The organism is Mycolicibacterium novocastrense (genome assembly GCF_001499835.1).
In the GTDB taxonomy this organism is placed as follows: Bacteria; Actinomycetota; Actinomycetes; order Mycobacteriales; family Mycobacteriaceae; genus Mycobacterium; species Mycobacterium novocastrense.
Window position 1 is genome coordinate 14,536 of sequence record NZ_LQIH01000001.1, and the last position, 16,665, is coordinate 31,200.

Annotated in this window: 17 protein-coding genes; 5 read left to right on the plus strand and 12 right to left on the minus strand. The window is 68.6% G+C overall.

Annotated features, from left to right (window positions below):
* The first annotated feature begins 6 nt into the window (after positions 1 to 6).
* Together AU072_RS00085 and AU072_RS00090 are read left to right on the plus strand one after the other, a co-directional pair.
* Positions 7 to 681, plus strand: a complete 675-nt coding sequence (locus AU072_RS00085; RefSeq protein ID WP_064411856.1) for a methyltransferase family protein — start codon at positions 7 to 9, stop codon at positions 679 to 681.
* Between the two features lie 41 nt (positions 682 to 722).
* Positions 723 to 1,307 (plus strand): DUF4126 domain-containing protein, encoded by a 585-nt coding sequence (locus tag AU072_RS00090; RefSeq protein ID WP_064411857.1) that lies wholly within the window; start codon positions 723 to 725, stop codon positions 1,305 to 1,307.
* Between the two features lie 11 nt (positions 1,308 to 1,318).
* Here AU072_RS00090 and AU072_RS00095 read toward each other — a convergent pair whose 3' ends face one another.
* On the minus strand, positions 1,319 to 1,567 hold the full coding sequence (locus AU072_RS00095; protein WP_064411858.1) for a hypothetical protein: 249 nt from the start codon (positions 1,565 to 1,567) through the stop codon (positions 1,319 to 1,321).
* A gap of 154 nt (positions 1,568 to 1,721) precedes the next feature.
* Complete coding sequence (gene glgC, locus AU072_RS00100) at positions 1,722 to 2,936, minus strand: glucose-1-phosphate adenylyltransferase (protein ID WP_064411859.1); 1,215 nt, start codon at positions 2,934 to 2,936, stop codon at positions 1,722 to 1,724.
* Between the two features lie 133 nt (positions 2,937 to 3,069).
* On the opposite strand from glgC, the gene glgA reads away from it, so the two are divergent.
* On the plus strand, positions 3,070 to 4,239 hold the full coding sequence (gene glgA, locus AU072_RS00105; RefSeq protein WP_064411860.1) for a glycogen synthase: 1,170 nt from the start codon (positions 3,070 to 3,072) through the stop codon (positions 4,237 to 4,239).
* Positions 4,240 to 4,257: 18 nt separating this feature from the next.
* Here glgA and AU072_RS27370 read toward each other — a convergent pair whose 3' ends face one another.
* From AU072_RS27370 to AU072_RS00135, 7 genes are all read right to left on the minus strand, one after another.
* Entirely contained in the window at positions 4,258 to 4,425 is a 168-nt protein-coding gene (locus AU072_RS27370) for a DUF3117 domain-containing protein (protein WP_005059648.1), read from the minus strand.
* A gap of 145 nt (positions 4,426 to 4,570) precedes the next feature.
* Complete coding sequence (locus AU072_RS00110; RefSeq protein ID WP_064411861.1) at positions 4,571 to 5,206, minus strand: DNA-3-methyladenine glycosylase I; 636 nt, start codon at positions 5,204 to 5,206, stop codon at positions 4,571 to 4,573.
* Positions 5,203 to 5,562 (minus strand): DivIVA domain-containing protein, encoded by a 360-nt coding sequence (locus tag AU072_RS00115; protein ID WP_064411862.1) that lies wholly within the window; start codon positions 5,560 to 5,562, stop codon positions 5,203 to 5,205. The genes AU072_RS00110 and AU072_RS00115 overlap by 4 nt, the downstream gene beginning before the upstream one ends.
* A gap of 122 nt (positions 5,563 to 5,684) precedes the next feature.
* A complete protein-coding gene (locus tag AU072_RS00120; protein ID WP_064411863.1) occupies positions 5,685 to 6,635 on the minus strand; it encodes a glucosyl-3-phosphoglycerate synthase in 951 nt (316 codons plus the stop codon).
* The gene (folP, locus tag AU072_RS00125; RefSeq protein ID WP_064411864.1) at positions 6,632 to 7,456 is read right to left on the minus strand and encodes a dihydropteroate synthase; all 825 of its coding nucleotides are present in this window, start codon (positions 7,454 to 7,456) and stop codon (positions 6,632 to 6,634) included. Before folP ends, AU072_RS00120 begins: the two co-directional genes overlap by 4 nt.
* 144 nt (positions 7,457 to 7,600) lie before the next feature.
* Positions 7,601 to 9,382, minus strand: a complete 1,782-nt coding sequence (fadD6, locus tag AU072_RS00130; protein ID WP_064411865.1) for a long-chain-acyl-CoA synthetase FadD6 — start codon at positions 9,380 to 9,382, stop codon at positions 7,601 to 7,603.
* Between the two features lie 49 nt (positions 9,383 to 9,431).
* Positions 9,432 to 10,007, minus strand: coding sequence for a cytokinin riboside 5'-monophosphate phosphoribohydrolase (locus AU072_RS00135; protein ID WP_064411866.1), 576 nt, complete (start codon positions 10,005 to 10,007; stop codon positions 9,432 to 9,434).
* A gap of 84 nt (positions 10,008 to 10,091) precedes the next feature.
* Between AU072_RS00135 and AU072_RS00140 the strand changes: the two genes are divergently transcribed.
* Positions 10,092 to 12,185: an AAA family ATPase gene (locus tag AU072_RS00140; protein WP_064411867.1), complete on the plus strand. Its 2,094-nt coding sequence runs from the start codon at positions 10,092 to 10,094 to the stop codon at positions 12,183 to 12,185.
* Between the two features lie 47 nt (positions 12,186 to 12,232).
* Entirely contained in the window at positions 12,233 to 13,015 is a 783-nt protein-coding gene (locus AU072_RS00145) for an ESX-1 secretion-associated protein (protein WP_064411868.1), read from the plus strand.
* Positions 13,016 to 13,081: 66 nt separating this feature from the next.
* Here AU072_RS00145 and AU072_RS00150 read toward each other — a convergent pair whose 3' ends face one another.
* From AU072_RS00150 to AU072_RS00160, 3 genes are all read right to left on the minus strand, one after another.
* Entirely contained in the window at positions 13,082 to 13,783 is a 702-nt protein-coding gene (locus AU072_RS00150; RefSeq protein WP_064411869.1) for a hypothetical protein, read from the minus strand.
* 12 nt (positions 13,784 to 13,795) lie between these two features.
* Entirely contained in the window at positions 13,796 to 14,914 is a 1,119-nt protein-coding gene (locus AU072_RS00155) for a hypothetical protein (protein ID WP_064411870.1), read from the minus strand.
* Between the two features lie 93 nt (positions 14,915 to 15,007).
* Positions 15,008 to 16,624 carry an ABC-F family ATP-binding cassette domain-containing protein gene (locus AU072_RS00160; protein ID WP_064411871.1) on the minus strand — a complete coding sequence of 539 codons (1,617 nt, stop codon included), beginning with the start codon at positions 16,622 to 16,624 and terminating at the stop codon, positions 15,008 to 15,010.
* Positions 16,625 to 16,665: the final 41 nt, after the last annotated feature.

Below are 16,665 nucleotides of genomic sequence, written 5' to 3' on the forward strand. Positions count from 1 at the left end.
GTTGTCGTGAAAATCGCGCTGCAGTCGTTGGCTTCGGCCGTCTTCGGATTCGTCTTCTTCGCCACAGCGCTGTTCTGGCCGGCCGGGACATTCGACTATTGGCAGGCGTGGGTTTTCATCGGCGTGTTCATCATCGGCACGATGGGGCCCAGCATTTACCTCATGGTCAAGCGGCCCGACGCCCTGCGCCGGCGGATGAGAGCGGGACCGTTCGCCGAGACAAGACCGGTGCAAAGGGTCGTGATCACCGCGACCGTGCTGATGGTGGTCGTGGTGCTGATGATCAGCGCCCTCGACCATCGCTTCGGATGGTCGGCGGTGCCGACGGCGGTGGTGGTGCTCGGCGATGTGCTGGTGTGGACCGGTCTGACGGTGTCGCAGTTCGTCATCATCCAAAACGACTATGCCGCAGCCACCATCACCGTGGAGTCGGGTCAGTCGCTGGTCTCCACGGGCCTGTACGGGGTCGTGCGGCACCCGATGTACGCCGGCACGCTGGTCATGATGCTCGGAACCCCGCTCGCGTTGGGTTCCTACTGGGGGCTGGTCGCGGTTCCACCCGCGGTGCTGCTGCTCGCGGTGCGCATTGCCGACGAGGAGAAGATGCTGCGGCAGCAACTGGCGGGCTATCGGGAGTACATGCAGCAGGTCCGATTCCGGTTGGTGCCCTACGTCTGGTGAGAGTCGCCTCTACGGCGACCCGATCGGCCGATAATGCGGAGGTGGAACTGCTCACTGGGCTCGGCCTGGCGACGGCGGCAGGACTAAACGCATACATCCCGCTGCTGGCGCTCGGCCTGCTGTCGCGGTTCACCGACCTTGTTGCCCTGCCCGCCGGGTGGGCCTGGCTGGAGAACGGCTGGGTGATGGCTATCGTCGCGACGCTTCTGGCCGTCGAGATCATCGCCGACAAGGTGCCGGCTCTGGACAGTGTCAACGACGCCGTCCAGACCTTCGTCCGCCCGACCGCGGGCGGCATCGTCTTCGGTTCGGGCACCGCGGCGCAGACGTCGGCGGTCAGCGACCCCGGTGCTTTCGCCCAGTCCGGGCAGTGGATTCCGGTGGTGATCGGTGTCGTCGTCGCGTTGGTGGTGTCGCTGACCAAGTCGACGGTGCGGCCGGCGGCCAACGTCGCCACCGCCGGCGTCGCTGCACCGGTGCTGAGCACGGTCGAGGACGGCGTCAGCGTCGGGCTGGTCTTCGTCGCGATCCTGGTTCCGGTGCTGGTGCTGGTGGCCGTCATCGTCTTGGCGTGGCTGACGGTCAGGATCCTGCGGCGACGACGCCGCAACGTCGCACCGGGCTGACCCGGGGCGCGTTACGTGAGGGTGGTGACGTAATGCCCGCCGGAGTAGTAGTCGATGTTCAGCTTGCCGCTGGCATCCTTGTAGCCGCAGGTGGACACCGTTCCCTTCTTGTTGTACGTCCCTCCGGCGGCCTTGCATTCGCTCTTGATCGTCTGGTCCGACAGCTTCTCCGCGTGTGCGGCCGGGGCGGTCGTGGTTATCAGTGCGCCGACCGCGACGGCGCCCGCGGCGATGGCGGCGGTGATGCTGTTGCGTCTCATCGTGTGCCTCCTGTGGTTGTGGCCTCGTTGGCCGGTGCTGGTTCAACCACCATGAGACACACGGGGTTGCGGCAAAACGGGGCGACCACCCACACCGTTCGAACCGTGGTCGGGACTTCCGGACGGCCCGCGGTTGGGGGTTGGGGGTTGGGGGTTAGATCCAGACGCCCTTGCCGACCGCGACCACTCCCCCGGCGCTGATCGCGAACCGCTCGCGATCCTTGTCGAGGTCGACCCCGACCATCTCGCCCGGCCCGACGACCACGTTCTTGTCCAGGATCGCGTGGCGCACCACCGCGCCGCGGCCGATACGGGCACCGGGCATGATCACGCTGCCCTCGACGATCGCCCCGTCGTCGACGACGACGTTGGACGACAACACCGAATTCCGTACGGAGGCAGCCGAGATGATGCTGCCGGCGCCGACGACCGACTCCTGCGCCGAGCCGCCGTTGACGAACTTCGCCGGCGCCAGCATCTCCGACTCCCCGCGGATCGGCCAGCGCTTGTTGTAGAGGTTGAACACCGGGTGCACCGACACCAGGTCCATGTGCGCGTCGTAGAACGCGTCGAGGGTTCCCACGTCGCGCCAGTAGCCGTGATCGCGTTCGGTCGCACCCGGCACTTCGTTGTTGCTGAAGTCGTAGACCGCAGCCATGCCGTCGTCGACCAGACGCGGGATGATGTCGCCGCCCATGTCGTGGTCGGAGTGGTCGTCGTCGGCGTCGGCACGGATCGCGTCGATCAGCACCTTGGTGGTGAAGATGTAGTTGCCCATCGACACGAACGCCTCGTCGGGATTGTCCGGCGTGCCCGGCGGATCGGCGGGCTTCTCGACGAAGCTGCGGATGCGGCCGGACTCGTCGGCGTCGATGACCCCGAACGCGGTGGCCTCCGCGCGCGGCACCCGAATACCCGCAACCGTCGCGCCCGCGCCGCTCTCGATGTGGAACTGGACCATCTGCTCGGGGTCCATGCGATAAACGTGGTCGGCGCCGAACACGACGATGTAGTCCGGGTCCTCGTCGTAGATGAGGTTCAGCGACTGGTAGATCGCATCCGCAGAGCCCGTGTACCACCGTGGGCCGAGCCGCTGCTGGGCCGGGACGGGCGTGATGTACTCGCCCGCCAGACCCGACAACCGCCAGTTCTGAGAGATGTGACGGTCAAGCGAGTGCGACTTGTATTGCGTCAGCACGCAAATGCGCAGATACCGCGCGTTGACCAGATTCGACAGCACGAAGTCGATCAGGCGGTAGGCGCCGCCGAAGGGAACGGCGGGCTTGGCTCGATCCGCGGTCAACGGGTAGAGCCGCTTGCCCTCCCCGCCGGCCAGGACGATGCCCAGCACGTGTGGCAGTTCCCTCATGCCTCAAACCTATCGGCCGCTTCTGTCCTGGGCTACCCATTCCACTTCGAGTCAACGTGTCCGACGCGATCCGGCGACCCCCGACGCCACGGCCCTCCTGCGGTGGCTTGCACCCGTAACTAGGGTCGAAACCATGCGGGTGGCGATGATGACTCGGGAATATCCACCCGAGGTTTACGGCGGGGCGGGGGTGCACGTCACCGAGTTGGTCGCTCAGCTGCGCCGCCTCTGCGAGGTCGACGTGCACTGCATGGGCGCCCCGCGCGCGGACGCGATCGTCGCGCAACCCGACCCGGCGCTGCGGGGCGCCAACGCCGCGCTCTCGATGCTCTCGGCCGACCTCAACATGGTCAACGCCGCAGCACATGCCGACGTGGTGCACTCCCACACCTGGTACACCGGGCTGGCCGGCCACCTCGCCGCGCTGCTCTACGGGGTTCCGCACGTGCTGACCGCGCACTCGCTGGAGCCGATGCGCCCGTGGAAGGCCGAACAGCTCGGCGGGGGTTACCGGGTGTCGTCATGGGTGGAGAAGACGGCGGTGGAAGGGGCCGACGCGGTGATCGCGGTCAGCTCCGGTATGCGCGAGGACGTCCTGCGCACCTATCCCGCGTTGGACCCGAATCGGGTGCACGTGGTGCGCAACGGGATCGACACCGAGGTCTGGTATCCGGCAGACCCGGAGCCGGGCGAATCGGTGCTGGCCGAACTCGGCGTCGACTTGTCGCGGCCCATGGTGGCCTTCGTCGGCCGGATCACCCGGCAGAAGGGCGTCGCACATCTGATCGCCGCGGCGCACGACTTCGCCCCCGATGTGCAGATCGTGCTGTGCGCTGGAGCGCCCGACACCCCCGAGATCGCTGCCGAAGTGACCGAGGCGGTTCAGCGTCTGTCACATGCGCGCGCCGGGGTCTTCTGGGTGCGCGAGATGCTACCCATCGTCAAAATTCGCGAAATCCTGTCCGCTGCAACGGTTTTCGTATGCCCGTCGGTGTACGAACCACTGGGAATAGTGAACCTGGAGGCAATGGCGTGTGCGACAGCGGTCGTGGCCTCCGACGTCGGCGGCATTCCGGAGGTCGTGGCCGACGGGCACACCGGGCGGTTGGTGCACTACGACCCGCAGAATGCGGCGGCTTACGAGAGCCGGTTGGCCGCGACGGTCAACGAGTTGATCGCCGACCCCGAGAGCGCCCGCCGATACGGCCAGGCCGGGCGGCAGCGGTGCATTCAGGAGTTCTCCTGGGCCCATATCGCCGAGCAGACCCTGGAGATCTACCAGAAAGTGGGCAATCCGGCGTAGCCGGTCACTCCTGAACCGTCAGCTCGTGACGTTCTTCAGTTCGTCCCCGAGTGCGGCGGCCTCATCAGGGGTCAGCTCGACGACGAGTCTCCCGCCGCCTTCCAGTGGTACCCGCATCACGATGCCGCGCCCCTCCTTGGTTGCTTCCAGAGGACCGTCGCCGGTCCGGGGCTTCATCGCCGCCATCGAGTGCTCCCTCCAGATGAGCCGGCCCGCCCGCGGGCTCGGTCGGGGCCGAGACTGCCCACTCGTTTGACATTCCCGGCACTGAAACTGCTACTGAACGCCTCTATTGTTCCCTATCGGCGCCGTTCGGTGTGCAAAGACCCGGCTAAGAAGGCTTCTCGGAGGCCGCGCACGTCGCCGGGACCCAGCAGTCGGCGGTGTGATCGTCGACCATTCCGGTTGCCTGCATCAATGCGTAGGCGGTGGTGGGCCCCACGAAGCGGAAGCCCCGACGTTTCAGTTCCTTGGCCATCGCGGTCGACTCCGGGGTGACGGCCGGAACGTCGGCGAAGCTGGCCGGCCGTGGCCGCGGCGGGGGTGCGAACGACCACAGCAGCTCGGCGAGGTCGGCCCCCGTGTCGCGCAGGTCGGCGGCCGCTCGCGCGTTGGCGATGGTGGCCTCGATCTTGGCGCGGTTGCGCACGATTCCGGCATCGCCCATCAACCGCGTGACGTCTCGTTCGGTGTAGCGCGCGATCCGATCGATGTCGAAACCGTGGAACGCGCGGCGGAAGTTCTCCCGTTTGCGCAGGATCACCAGCCACGACAGCCCGCTCTGGAACGCTTCGAGGCTCACCCGCTCGAACAGCGCGACCGAATCGCGCAGCGGCCGCCCCCACTCGGTGTCGTGATAGTCGCGGTAGAGAACGAAATCAGCTGGAGCCAAACGTGATTCGTCGATCCAGGCGCAGCGGACACGGCCGTCGGATTCGACGGAGGGTTCTTCGACGGTGGCGGTCATGACTCGTCACCGCCCTCCGACTGCAGTGCATGCGCGCCACCCTCGACGGGCTCGTCGTCCTCGATGCCGTGAGTGGCCCGCAGGGTGGCCAGCTGACCGCGCAACTGGTCGAGTTCCTGGCCGAGCCGGTCGAGCACCCAGTCGACCTCGCTGGTCTTGTAACCGCGCAGCGTCTGGGCGAACTTGACGGCGTCGACGTCGGCGCTCGTCACGCCGGAGGCGGGTAGGACCGTCGCGGTGGTCTCCCGAGGTAGCGGGGGCAGCGGCTCACCGCGGCCGAACACCACGCTGCCCACGGCGAACAGCACCACCGCGATCAGGACCAGAACGACCAGATACAACAGGACAAGGGTCACGGTTCGATACTGCCTCAACGCGCCGACAGGTCGCTTCGTAGTTCGCGCCGAACGTGGGTTACCGACACGCCTTTCTCGAAAAAATGTGCGGGTAACCCACGTTCGGCGGCACGCGCCAGAAATCAACCGCGCGGGCGGAACGTCACCATCGGGGGGCGGTCGGCCAGCGACACCGACGACGTGCGCGGCGTGTAGCCCTCGCCGTCGGCGAAGAACTGCGTCAGCCCCACGCCGGAGTCCGGCACCCCGCAGCGTGACAGCAGCGTCGCGATGACCTGACGACTCATGCTGGCCAGCTCGGTCAGCGGACGGTTGCGATGCGTGCGGACACCAAGGTTGACCTGGGCTATCCCGTCGAGGCCGAGGCGGTCGTAGGCGTCGATCAGCAGGCCGATCTCGACCCCGTAGCCCGGCGCGAACGGTACGGACGTCAACAGCTCGCGGGTGCCGGCGTACTCACCGCCGAGCGGTTGCAGGATGCAACTGAGCTCCGGCCGCAATGAGGCGAGAAGCGGCCGGGCCACCAGCTCGGTCACCCGCCCGCCGCCGTTGGCGTCCTCGCTGCCGCTGACCTTCAGGGGCCTGCGGTAGAAGCCCTTGACCAGGTGGACACCGTCGGTGGTGAGCAGCGGTCCGACCAGCTTGGGCACGAACATCGGATCGGGGTCGATCAGGTCCGAGTCGACGAACACCACGACATCGCCGGTCGTGGCGGCCAGCGAGCGCCACAGCACCTCACCCTTGCCGGGTTGCGGAGTCACCTCCGGCAGCGCCGCCTCGCGGCTGATCACCCGCGCGCCGGCGGCCAGGGCGCGGATCTCGGTGTCGTCGGTCGAGCCGGAGTCCAGCACGATCAGCTCGTCGACCAGCCCGCCGAGCAGCGGGGTGATGGTCTCCACGACGCTGCCGACCGTCTCTTCCTCGTTGAGGGCGGGCAAGACGACCGAGACGGTGCGGCCACGTTTGGCCGCCTCGAGGTCGGCGATCGTCCACGTCGGCCGGTTCCAGCTGTGGTCGCTGAGCCACCGCGCGGTGACGACGTCAGTAGCGGGAAGTTCGGGTGTGAGTGTCATGCCAGTCCCCTCACCGTGCGCGTCGGCGGCCGGCCGCCCTGGATCGACGCGACCATCTCCAGTACGCGCCGTGTGGGCCCGACCTCGTGCACCCGGAACATCGCGGCTCCGTCTGCGGCCGCCAAGGCGGTGGCTGCCAGGGTGCCCTCCAGGCGTTCGGTCAAACCCACACCCAGAGTCTCCCCGACGAAATCTTTGTTGCTCAGCGCCATCAGGACGGGCCATCCAGTGTTTACAAGCTCTTTCACATGGCGCAACAAAGTAAGACCGTGGTGAGTGTTCTTGCCGAAATCGTGCGTCGGATCGATCAGGATGGCATCGCGGGTCACCCCCGCCGCGACCGCGCGTTCGGCCGCCGCGGTCACCTCGGCGATCACATCGTCGACGACGCCGCGTTCGGTGATCCCGTAGTTGACGCGGAACGGCCTGGTCCGCGGTTGGGCGCCGCCGGTGTGCGAACACACCAGCCCGGCACCGAACTCCGCGGCCACCTCCGGTAGCGCCGGGTCGTGGCCCGCCCAGGTGTCGTTGATCAGGTCGGCGCCGGCCGCGCACGCCTGTTTGGCGACCGCCGAGCGCCAGGTGTCGACGCTGATCAGCTGGTCGGGATAGGTGCCGCGCAGCCATTCGATGAACGGAACGACGCGCGCGATCTCCTCATCGGTGTCGACGGTGTTGCCGGGGCCCGCCTTGACTCCGCCCACGTCGACGACGTCGGCACCGTCCTCGATCACCCGGTGCGCGGCCGCCTTGGCGGCCTCGTCGGTGAAGGCGGCGCCGCGGTCGTAGAAGGAGTCCGGCGTCCGGTTCACGATCGCCATGATCAGCGCTCGATCAGCGGCGACGGGTCGGCCCAGGAAACGACCTGAGAGCCGGCCGGGGTGCGTGGTCACGCCTTCCAGGCTACGGCGGTGCGGTTCGTGCGTGATTTCGATCGGTCAGCGAACGTTTTCACTCACAAGTCGCTAGTTCTTGGGCTTCTTTCCGTCGGCGACCTCTTTGGGGTAGTCGTCGTAGAACTCGACGTAACCCTCGTCGCGCCCGGAGAGCACGTAGATCGGATCCTCGATCTCCTCGACGTTGAAACCCTCCTTGCGCAGGTCGACCTTCTGGCTCTTGAACGTCGACGTGTACGCGAGTTCGTCGACCACCCGCACGAACAGCGGAACCGCATAGCCGGGCAACTTGTCGTATGCGGCCTTGGCCAGCGCCTTGCCGTCGAACTTCTCGCCTTCCTTGAGCTGGATCGCGGCCATACCCGCGCGCCCGCCCGCGCCCTCGACCTCGACGCCGAACACCGTGCACTCCTCGACCTGCGGGTCGGCGGACAGTGCCGCCTCCACCTCGGTGGTGGCGACGTTCTCGCCCTTCCACCGGAAGGTGTCGCCGAGCCGGTCGGTGAACGACGCGTGCCCGAACCCCTGCGAGCGCATCAGGTCGCCGGTGTTGAACCACACGTCATCGTCACGGAAAGCGTTGCGCACCAATTTCTTTTCCGTCTCTTCGCGGTCGGTGTAGCCGTCGAAGGGCTGGAAGTTGCTGACCTTGGACAGCAGCAGGCCCGGTTCACCGGTGGGCACCTTCTTGACCCGGCCCTTGTCGTCGCGCAGCGGATCGCCGGTCTCGGGGTCGTATTCGACGAACGCCACCGGCGACGGGCAGATACCGGTGGACTGCGGAATGTTGAAGACGTTGACGAAGGCGGTGTTGCCCTCGCTGGCGCCGTAGAACTCGCACACCCGCTCGATGCCGAACCGCTTGGTGAAATCCTCCCAGATCGCTGGGCGCAGCCCGTTGCCACAGATCACCCGCACCTTGTGCTTGCGGTCGGTGTCCTTGGGCGGCTGGCTGAGCAGGTACGAGCAGATCTCGCCGATGTAGACGAACGCGGTCGCGTCGTAGCGGATCACCTCGTCCCAGAACTTGGAGGCCGAGAACTGCTTGCCGATCGCCAGCGTCGCCCCGGAGTTCAGCACCGACGACAACGCGACCGTCAGCGCGTTGTTGTGATACAGCGGCAGGCAGCAGTAGAGCGTGTCCTTGCTGGTCAGCCGCATTCCGAGGCCACCGAACCCGGCGAGCGCCCGCAGCCACCGGTAGTGGGTCATCACGCTGGCCTTCGGCATGCCGGTGGTGCCGGACGTGAAGATGTAGAAAGCATCGTCCTTGGCGAGCACGGCGGCGGTGGTCGGCGGGTTGCCGGTGGGCGCCGACGCGGCCAGGCGTTTGAGGTCATCGATGGTGAGCAGGCCGTCGGTGTCGGCGCCGGACTCGGTGATCGGCTCGACGAAGTCGGTATCGGCCACGACGGCCTTGGCGCCCAGCAGCCCGAAGCTGTGCTTGAGCACGTCGCCTCGCTGGTTGTAGTTGAGCATGCCGGCGACCGCGCCGCATTTGACCGAGGCCAGCATCAGCAGCACCGGCTCCGTTGAGTTGCGCAGCATGATGCCGACGACATCGCCGTGGCCGACGCCGCGGGCAGCCAGAATCGCGGCGTAGCGGTTGACGGTCTCGTTGGCCTCGCGATAGGTGATCTGTTCGTCACCGAACCGGAGGAACACCTTGTCGCCGTAGCGTGCGGCGCGGTCCTGGAACACCTTGCCGATCGAGGTCTTGGCCGAGGGCCGGGCACCGAAACCGGTGACGACGCCGCGCAGGATCGTCGGCAAGTCCGCGATCAGGCCCGGTGCGCGGGCGGCGATGTCCAATAAACCAACGCTGCGGCGAGTCCCCGACTTCTCGGTCATGCGCCTTCGTCCCTCCCTGTTCGTTTGTCGCACACCCTAGTGACCGTGTTCATGTCGGTGGCGCACACGCCGTCATGGCCGACTCGACGTCGACGACGACGACCAGTCGATCCAGTGCCCCCTGCGCGACGTACCCGCTGTCGCGCAAGCCGTGCAGCCAAGCCAACAGCCCGTCGTAGTGCCCGATGGGGTCGAGCAGCACGACTGGTTTGTCATGCATACCCAAATAGCCCGCTGTCCAGGCTTCGAAGAATTCCTCGAGCGTGCCGATGCCTCCGGGCAGGGCGATGAACGCGTCCGCCCGCCCCTCCATCACTTCTTTGCGTTGACGCATGGTGTCGGTGACGACGAGTTCGTCGGCGTCGACGTCGGCGACTTCGCGATGCACCAGAGCCTTCGGGATGACGCCCACGGTGTGGCCCCCGCGCGACCTGGCGGCCGTCGCCAACGCACCCATCGCCGAGACGTTCCCGCCACCGGAGACCAGGCTCCAGCCCCGCTCGGCGATCGCCCGCCCGACTTCTTCCGCAAGCTCGATGAGCTCGGGGTGCGTCGGACCCGACGCGCAGTAGACACACACCGCCCACTGGCGATCGGATTCGCGGGGAGTGGGTTCTGCGGGCACGAGCAGACCCTAGCGGCACGACGATCAAGCGGCCCCCGGCCGCGTTCAGGAGTGCGGCGGTCGTTTTGGCCATAGACTCCGGCGGTGCCGATTGAGTGGGTCACCTCGCCGCCCGGACCGGCACTCGATTCGATCGAAGCCGGTCTGCATAAGCGTTCCGGCGCTGTGCTGATCGGTCCCGCCGGAGTGGGTAAGACGACGCTGGCGCGAGCGGCCGCCGACCGGCTCGCGGTGGCCTACCACCGCGTCGACTGGGTCACCGCCACCGCGCCCATGGCCGCTGTCCCGTTCGCGGCGGTCAGTCGCCTCATCGACGTCGCCGACACCGGCAAGACCGCAGACGTTCTGCGCAGCGCGCGCGAGACATTGGGCGACGGACGCCTGCTGGTGGTCGACGACGCTCATCTGCTGGACCCGTTGTCGGCGGCACTGATCTACCAGCTTGCGGTCAGTGGGGCCGCCGCGCTGATCGTGACGGTGGCACCGGCCGGGGTGATGGCCGACGGTGTCTCGGCGTTGTGGGACGACGGGCTCGTCGAGCGCATCGACCTCGAGCCACCGGGTCACGACGACCGCCGGGTGGCCGCTTCGGTCGGCGAGTTCGTCGCCGCGTTACCGGCCCCCGCCCAACGCGTCCTGGAGTACCTGGCCGTCGACGACCCGCTGGCACTCGACGAGCTCGAAGCCTTGGTGGGCCCGGAATCGGTCGAGGCCGCAGCGGCGTCGGGTGCCGCGGTGGTCGAGGACGGCTGGGTGCACCCGGCGCACCCGCTATTCGCCGACTCGGTTCGCGAGGCGTTGGGCGGTCCGGAGCTGCGCCGGCTGCGCGGTGAACTGGTCGACCGGCTGGCCGGGCGGCCCGGCCGGGGCGCTGTCGACAGGTTGCGCCGCGCGGTGCTGGCGCTCGACAGCGACAGCCCGCAAGGGCCGCCAGAGTTGTCCGCGGCGGCCGCGGAGGCGTTGCGCCTCGGCGATCTGGTGCTCAGCGAACGGCTCGGCCGCGCCGCGCTGCAGGGCGCACCCGACGACCTCCCGACACGGCTGACGCTGGCGTACGCGCTGGCGTGGCAGGGGCGGGGCCGCGACGCGGACGCGGTGCTCGACGGTGTGGACGGCGCCGCGCTGTCCGAGACGGAGTTGATGGCGTGGGCGCTGCCGCGGGCCGCCAACCAGTTCTGGATGCTGTCCCAACCCGAGCGCGCGACGGCGTTCCTGCGCGCGACGCGCAACCGGGTGTCGTCGCCGGCCGCACGCATCACGCTCGATGCGTTGTCGGCGACGTTCGCGATGAACGCCGGGAGCGTGTCGCGCGCGATGGAGGTGGCCGCCGACGTGCTGGCGTCGCCGGAGGCCGATGACACCGCGGTCGGCTGGGCGGCGGCGGCCGCGGCGCTGAGTTCGGCGCGGACAGGCCGTTTCGCCGATGTCGACGCATTGGCCGAGCGGGCGATGGCCGCCGGACATCCGGGGCTTCTGCGGTTCACCAGCGGATTCGGGCAGACCACGGCGTTGGTGATGGCGGGTGAACTGGACCGGGCCCAGCAGCTTGCCCGGCGGCTCACCGACTTCGCGCAGCTGCAACAACCGGGGCGCGCGATCGGTGAGGTGCTGGTGGCCGACGTGCTGATCGCCAAGGGAGAGCTCGAGGAGGCGGTGCGCCTGCTGCGTCGTGCCGCCGCCGCGCTGGCGCCGACCGGCTATTCGTGGGGTCCGTTGGCGTGGATGCTGCTGACCCAGGCGCTCGGTCAGCTCGGAGCAGGGGTCGAGGCGGGAAAGGCGTTGGCGCGCGCCGAGTCTCGGCACGGGTTGAAGTCGATGTTGTTCGCCCCGGAGTTGGCACTCGCACGGGCGTGGACGATGTGGGCACGCCGTGACGAGCACGGTGCCGTCGCCGCCGCACGTGAGGCGGTGCGTAATGCGGAGCGCGGTGGGCAGACGGCCGTCGCGCTGCGGTCTCTGGTGGACGCGGTACGGCTCGGCGACATGCGAGCGGTCGACGCGATCGAGCGGATAAGCGTCGAATGTGACTGCGACACAGGGCGGTTGGCGCTGGCCCACGCCCGGGCGCTCACCGCGCGGGATGCCGCCGCGCTGGCCGAGGCGTCTCAGGGTTATGCGGCGTGCGGGTGGCACGGTGCCGCCGCGGACGCCGCCGCCCACGCCGAAGCCCACCGCTGAAAATTCGTGTCGGGACCGGCCCTGTCGCGACCCTAGGCTTGATTGGCATGAGCCGATTGTTCGCGCAGACCGACGGGTTGCGGTCATCCGCCTCGCTCCACGACCGGGTCGCGACGGACCTGTCGCACGTGCTCGGCGCGGACGCGCCGGGGCTGGCCGGAGTACAGACCAGCCACGGCCAGATTGCGGCCGGGGTGAGCGCCGCGCTGTCGAACGCGCTCGACGCCCGGCTCGGCACCGTGCAGGCCGCCGCCGACGTGGGCGAAACGATCTCCGAACTGCTGCGGAAGGCCGCGCAGATGTATGAGGACGGTGATCACGAAGGGGCCGAGAAGTTGCGAGCGGCCGCCGAAGCGCTTGACGGTCAACGGGATACGCAAGGGGCCGCGGGTGCTCCGGCGGGCAGCGGCGCCGGCGGTGCGGTTGGCGGCGCGCCGGCGAACGGCGCCGTAGGCCCACCCGGCGGCGATCAGATGGTCGGTCAGATGCTCGGCCAGGTCGGACAGCAGGTCGGGCAGCTGGTCAGCTCGATGACGGCGCCGCTGCTGGGTCTTGCCCAAGGGCTGCAACAGGTTCCGCAGATGGTCGCGCAAGGCGTTCAGCAGGCCGGCCGAAAAGACGAGACCCTTGCGCGCGAGGACGGCGGTGACGAGTCCGAACGTACCGGTGAACGAACCGAGGAAGACGCTGAGGAACCGTCCGAGCCGGGTCGTGCCGAACCGAAAGCCGAAGCCGCACCGAGTGGTTCGACGGGTGCAGTCCGCGCTCCCGAGATGCCGACAGGTGCGGAGCCGCCCCGGCCCGCGCAGACACGTCCTCAGGTCGGGTAGCCGCTGAATATTGCACTGAGGGTCGCTGGTCGAGCGCGATCACGACCCTGGACGCAATAACGGGCGCTACAGGTTGCGGGCGGCCTCGTCGTCGCCGCGCCGCGCCTCCGGCGGTGTGACGGGGACAGGGGCCGCGCCCGATTCACCGCCCTGCGGACCGGAGGCGGCGTCCCACGGGCGGTCGTCGGCGCGGTGTAACGGCTGGCGGTCCTCCCGATCGTCGGATTCGCCGGTCTGGGGCTCGGCGTCGTCGCGAGGCTGCTGCGGCGCGCCGGCACCTGGGCTGTGCCCCGCCGGCCCGGCCGTCGCGGCGGCACCACCGCTCGGTGCCGCACCCCCGCCGCCCGCACCGGTGGCGGACGGGCCGCCTGGCGACTGGGTGCCCTGCATGGCCTGTTGCATCAGCGAGCCGAACATTCCGGTCGGCCCGCCGAGGGCTTGGGCGGGTGCCCCGGCCATCTGGCCCATCTGACCGGCCTGCTGCCCCACCTGGCCGAGCATCCCGACGATCTGGCCAACCGACTGAGAGCCGGCGTCGTCGGAGTTCTCATAAGCGGCCTGCGCGGCGACCACCTTTCCCGAGAACGTGTTCTCCTTGGCCGACAACGCGGCGACGTTCGCAGTCAGCTGGGCGGCCAAGGTAGGCAGCACCGCCGAAATGGTGGCGCTCATCGCGTCCTGTCCCGCCGGGATCATCGGTATCTCGGGCAGCTTGACCGCCGCCGCGTTCCAGCTGATGGCGTCGGGCTTTCTCAGTGGGCTACCCATGCGCGCTCCTCGTCACCAGTCGTCATCGTCGTCATCGTCTAGATCGTGTTCCAGCGGCGCGGGCACCGCCAATCCTGGTGCGGTGCCCCCGCTGGCGCCGCGCTGACCCATCATCGGGGCCATCCCGCCCATGCCGCCGCCCGCAGCCATCGGGGCGGCCCCGCCGACCGCCGCGGCTCCCGCGGTCGCGCCCTCCGGGGCGGGCGCGGTGCTGACCGGCTTGCTGCCGACGAGGTTGGCCATCTGCGGTGTCTGCAGTGGCGCACCGCCGGAGCCCGGCAGCGACGCCGCCCGGACCATGCCGGAGCCGCCGCCGGCGCCGGAGCCGCCGGCGAGCGGATGGTTGGAGAACGACGAGAACGGCAGCCCCGCAGCACCCAGCGAGTCGGCCTTACCGCCCTGACCGAACATCGACGTCAGCTGTTGCAGCGGCTGTGAGAGCTGCTGGCCCAGCTGCTGCGGCACAGCCATCAGCGACTGGCCTATCTGCATCGGCAGCTGTGCGGCCATGGCTCCCATCTGGCCGGCCATCTGCATGGCCTGCTGCGAGCCGTCACCGGCCTGCTTGGCGGCTTCCTCCCCGCTGTCCTGCGCCTCCTTCGCACCGGGCACGGGCGGCGCGCCGAAAAGGGGGATGCTCGGCGGCACGCCGAGGGTGTTGGCGAGTTCGGTGGTGTTGGTCGTGACGTTGGCGATGTTCTGCGACAACCCCATCTTGATCCGGCTCTGCACCAACTCCTGGGCGTTGGGAAACGGCATCGCCGCGATGCCCTCACACTCGTGCTGAACCTCTTGGGCGATCGTGTTCGCCAGCATCTTGGTCTTCACGACGGTGGCCTCCATCGCGCGCAGCTTGGCCGCAATCGCGGCGGCCTGCGCCGCGTTGGCCTCGTGCCCGCCGATGATGGTGGTGGCCTCCCCCGCCGCGGCGACCGCGCCGACTCCCTCCCAGGAATCGGACAGCTGCATCAGCTGGCCCTGCTGTTCGGGCACGACATTTCCGCTGATCGTGGACGCCAACGCCTCGTATGACGCCGCCGCGGCAGCCAACGTCTCCTCGTCGACGTTCGGCCAGCCCGGGCCGGTCACCGTCTGACCACCGTACGGGCTGGAATCGGGCGCGATGCCCATGGCGCGACCCCCTTGACGACACGCTACGGGTCTCAAACTTACCGTGCCCCCGGTAGCTGCCCGTGCGCCGATTTCGAGCGACGTGACGCCCGATCAGGGCATCCGCTGCTCGTCGAGATGCCCGCCGGATAGCCGGAGCCGCCGTTGCACGCCGATGTCGGTGAGGAAGCGCTCGTCGTGGCTGACGACGATGAACGCGCCCCGGTACGCGTTCAGCGCCGCCTGAAGCTGCCCGACGCTGACGAGGTCGAGGTTGTTGGTGGGCTCGTCGAGCAGAAGCAACTCGGGTGCCGGTTCGGCGAAAAGCACGCAGGCCAGCGTCGCGCGCAACCGCTCACCGCCGGACAGTGCACCCGCCGGGAGCTGGATGCGGTCGCCCTGAAAGAGAAACTGCGCCAGCAGGTGCATGCGGCGGGTGTGAGAAAGGCCCGGCGCGTATGCGGCGAGGCTCTCGGCGACCGTGTGGTGCGGATCGAGCAGATCGAGCCGCTGCGACAGATACGCCACGCGGCCGTCACTGCGCTGCACGGTGCCGGCGTCCGGTGCCAGCTCCCCGGCAAGGATGCGCAGCAGCGTCGATTTTCCCGCCCCGTTGCGTCCGGTCAGCGCGATACGCTCGGGCCCACGCACCGACAGGTCGACGTCGTCGAGAAGCAGAGCCTCACCGGTCGACACGCGTAACCCCTTGACGTCGAGCACATCCCGGCCGGAAGGCACATCGGTGTCGGGCAGGTCGAGTACAAGCGCGTCGTCGTCACGCACCGCCCGCTCCGCGTCGTTCAGGCGGGCCCTGGCCTCCGCGACTCGCGCGGCGTTCACGCCGTCGACGTGGCCCGCGGACTCTTGTGCCCGCCGTTTACGGGCGCCCGCAACGATTTTCGGCAACCCGGCGTCCTTGAGGTTGCGTGCCGCCGCGCCTGCCCGTCGCGCCGCGCGCTCACGGGCCTGCTGCATTTCGCGCTTCTCGCGCTTGAGCAGCTGTTGAGCGCTGCGGACATTGCTCTCGGCGACGCGGTGCTCGAGACTCACGGCCTCGGTATACATCGTGAAATTGCCACCGTAGGAGCGGATCTCGCCGCGACGCAGCTCGGCGATGCGGTCCATCCGGTCGAGCAGCAGCCGATCGTGGCTGACCACCAGCAGGCAGCCCGCGAAGTCGTCGAGCACATCGTAGAGCCGGTGGCGGGCGTCGACGTCGAGGTTGTTGGTCGGCTCGTCGAGCAGCAATACGTCGGGCCGGTCCAGCAGCTGACCGGCGATGCCGATGGTGACGATCTCCCCACCCGACAGCGTGCCGAGCCGACGGTCGAGCGTGATGTGGCCCAGTCCGAGCCGATCCAGTTGCGCCCGCGTGCGCTCCTCGACGTCCCAGTCGTCGCCGATCGCGGCAAAGACGTCTGGTCCGGCGTTGCCGTCTGCCAGCGCGTCGAGCGCTTCGATGACCGATGCGACACCGAGCAGTTCGGCGACGGTGTGGTGCGCGATGTACGGCAGCGTCTGCGGCAGATACCCGAGCCTGCCGTCGACGGTGACCGAACCCGCCGTCGGCGTCAACTCACCGGCGATCAGCTTGAGCAGCGCGCTTTTTCCTTCGCCATTGGGGGCGACCAGACCGGTTCGCCCGTCGCCGACGGTGAAGGACAACCCGTCGAACAGCGGTGTGTCGTCGGGCCACGCGAAAGACAATTCGGAACAGACGATGGAAGACATGTGAGTGATCGCTTCGTGTTTCGCACGGGAAAAGGGGACGG

What these genes read in the sequence shown, in the direction of transcription:
- AU072_RS00150 (WP_064411869.1), bottom strand. Translation starts at nt 13,783, where the DNA reads ATGGGTAGCCCACTGAGAAAGCCCGACGCCATCAGCTGGAACGCGGCG.
- AU072_RS27370 (WP_005059648.1), bottom strand. Translation starts at nt 4,425, where the DNA reads ATGGCGGCGATGAAGCCCCGGACCGGCGACGGTCCTCTGGAAGCAACC.
- glgC (WP_064411859.1), bottom strand. Translation starts at nt 2,936, where the DNA reads ATGAGGGAACTGCCACACGTGCTGGGCATCGTCCTGGCCGGCGGGGAG.
- AU072_RS00110 (WP_064411861.1), bottom strand. Translation starts at nt 5,206, where the DNA reads ATGACCGCCACCGTCGAAGAACCCTCCGTCGAATCCGACGGCCGTGTC.
- AU072_RS00160 (WP_064411871.1), bottom strand. Translation starts at nt 16,624, where the DNA reads ATGTCTTCCATCGTCTGTTCCGAATTGTCTTTCGCGTGGCCCGACGAC.
- AU072_RS00145 (WP_064411868.1), top strand. Translation starts at nt 12,233, where the DNA reads ATGAGCCGATTGTTCGCGCAGACCGACGGGTTGCGGTCATCCGCCTCG.
- folP (WP_064411864.1), bottom strand. Translation starts at nt 7,456, where the DNA reads ATGGCGATCGTGAACCGGACGCCGGACTCCTTCTACGACCGCGGCGCC.
- AU072_RS00120 (WP_064411863.1), bottom strand. Translation starts at nt 6,635, where the DNA reads ATGACACTCACACCCGAACTTCCCGCTACTGACGTCGTCACCGCGCGG.
- AU072_RS00095 (WP_064411858.1), bottom strand. Translation starts at nt 1,567, where the DNA reads ATGAGACGCAACAGCATCACCGCCGCCATCGCCGCGGGCGCCGTCGCG.
- fadD6 (WP_064411865.1), bottom strand. Translation starts at nt 9,382, where the DNA reads ATGACCGAGAAGTCGGGGACTCGCCGCAGCGTTGGTTTATTGGACATC.
- glgA (WP_064411860.1), top strand. Translation starts at nt 3,070, where the DNA reads ATGCGGGTGGCGATGATGACTCGGGAATATCCACCCGAGGTTTACGGC.
- AU072_RS00155 (WP_064411870.1), bottom strand. Translation starts at nt 14,914, where the DNA reads ATGGGCATCGCGCCCGATTCCAGCCCGTACGGTGGTCAGACGGTGACC.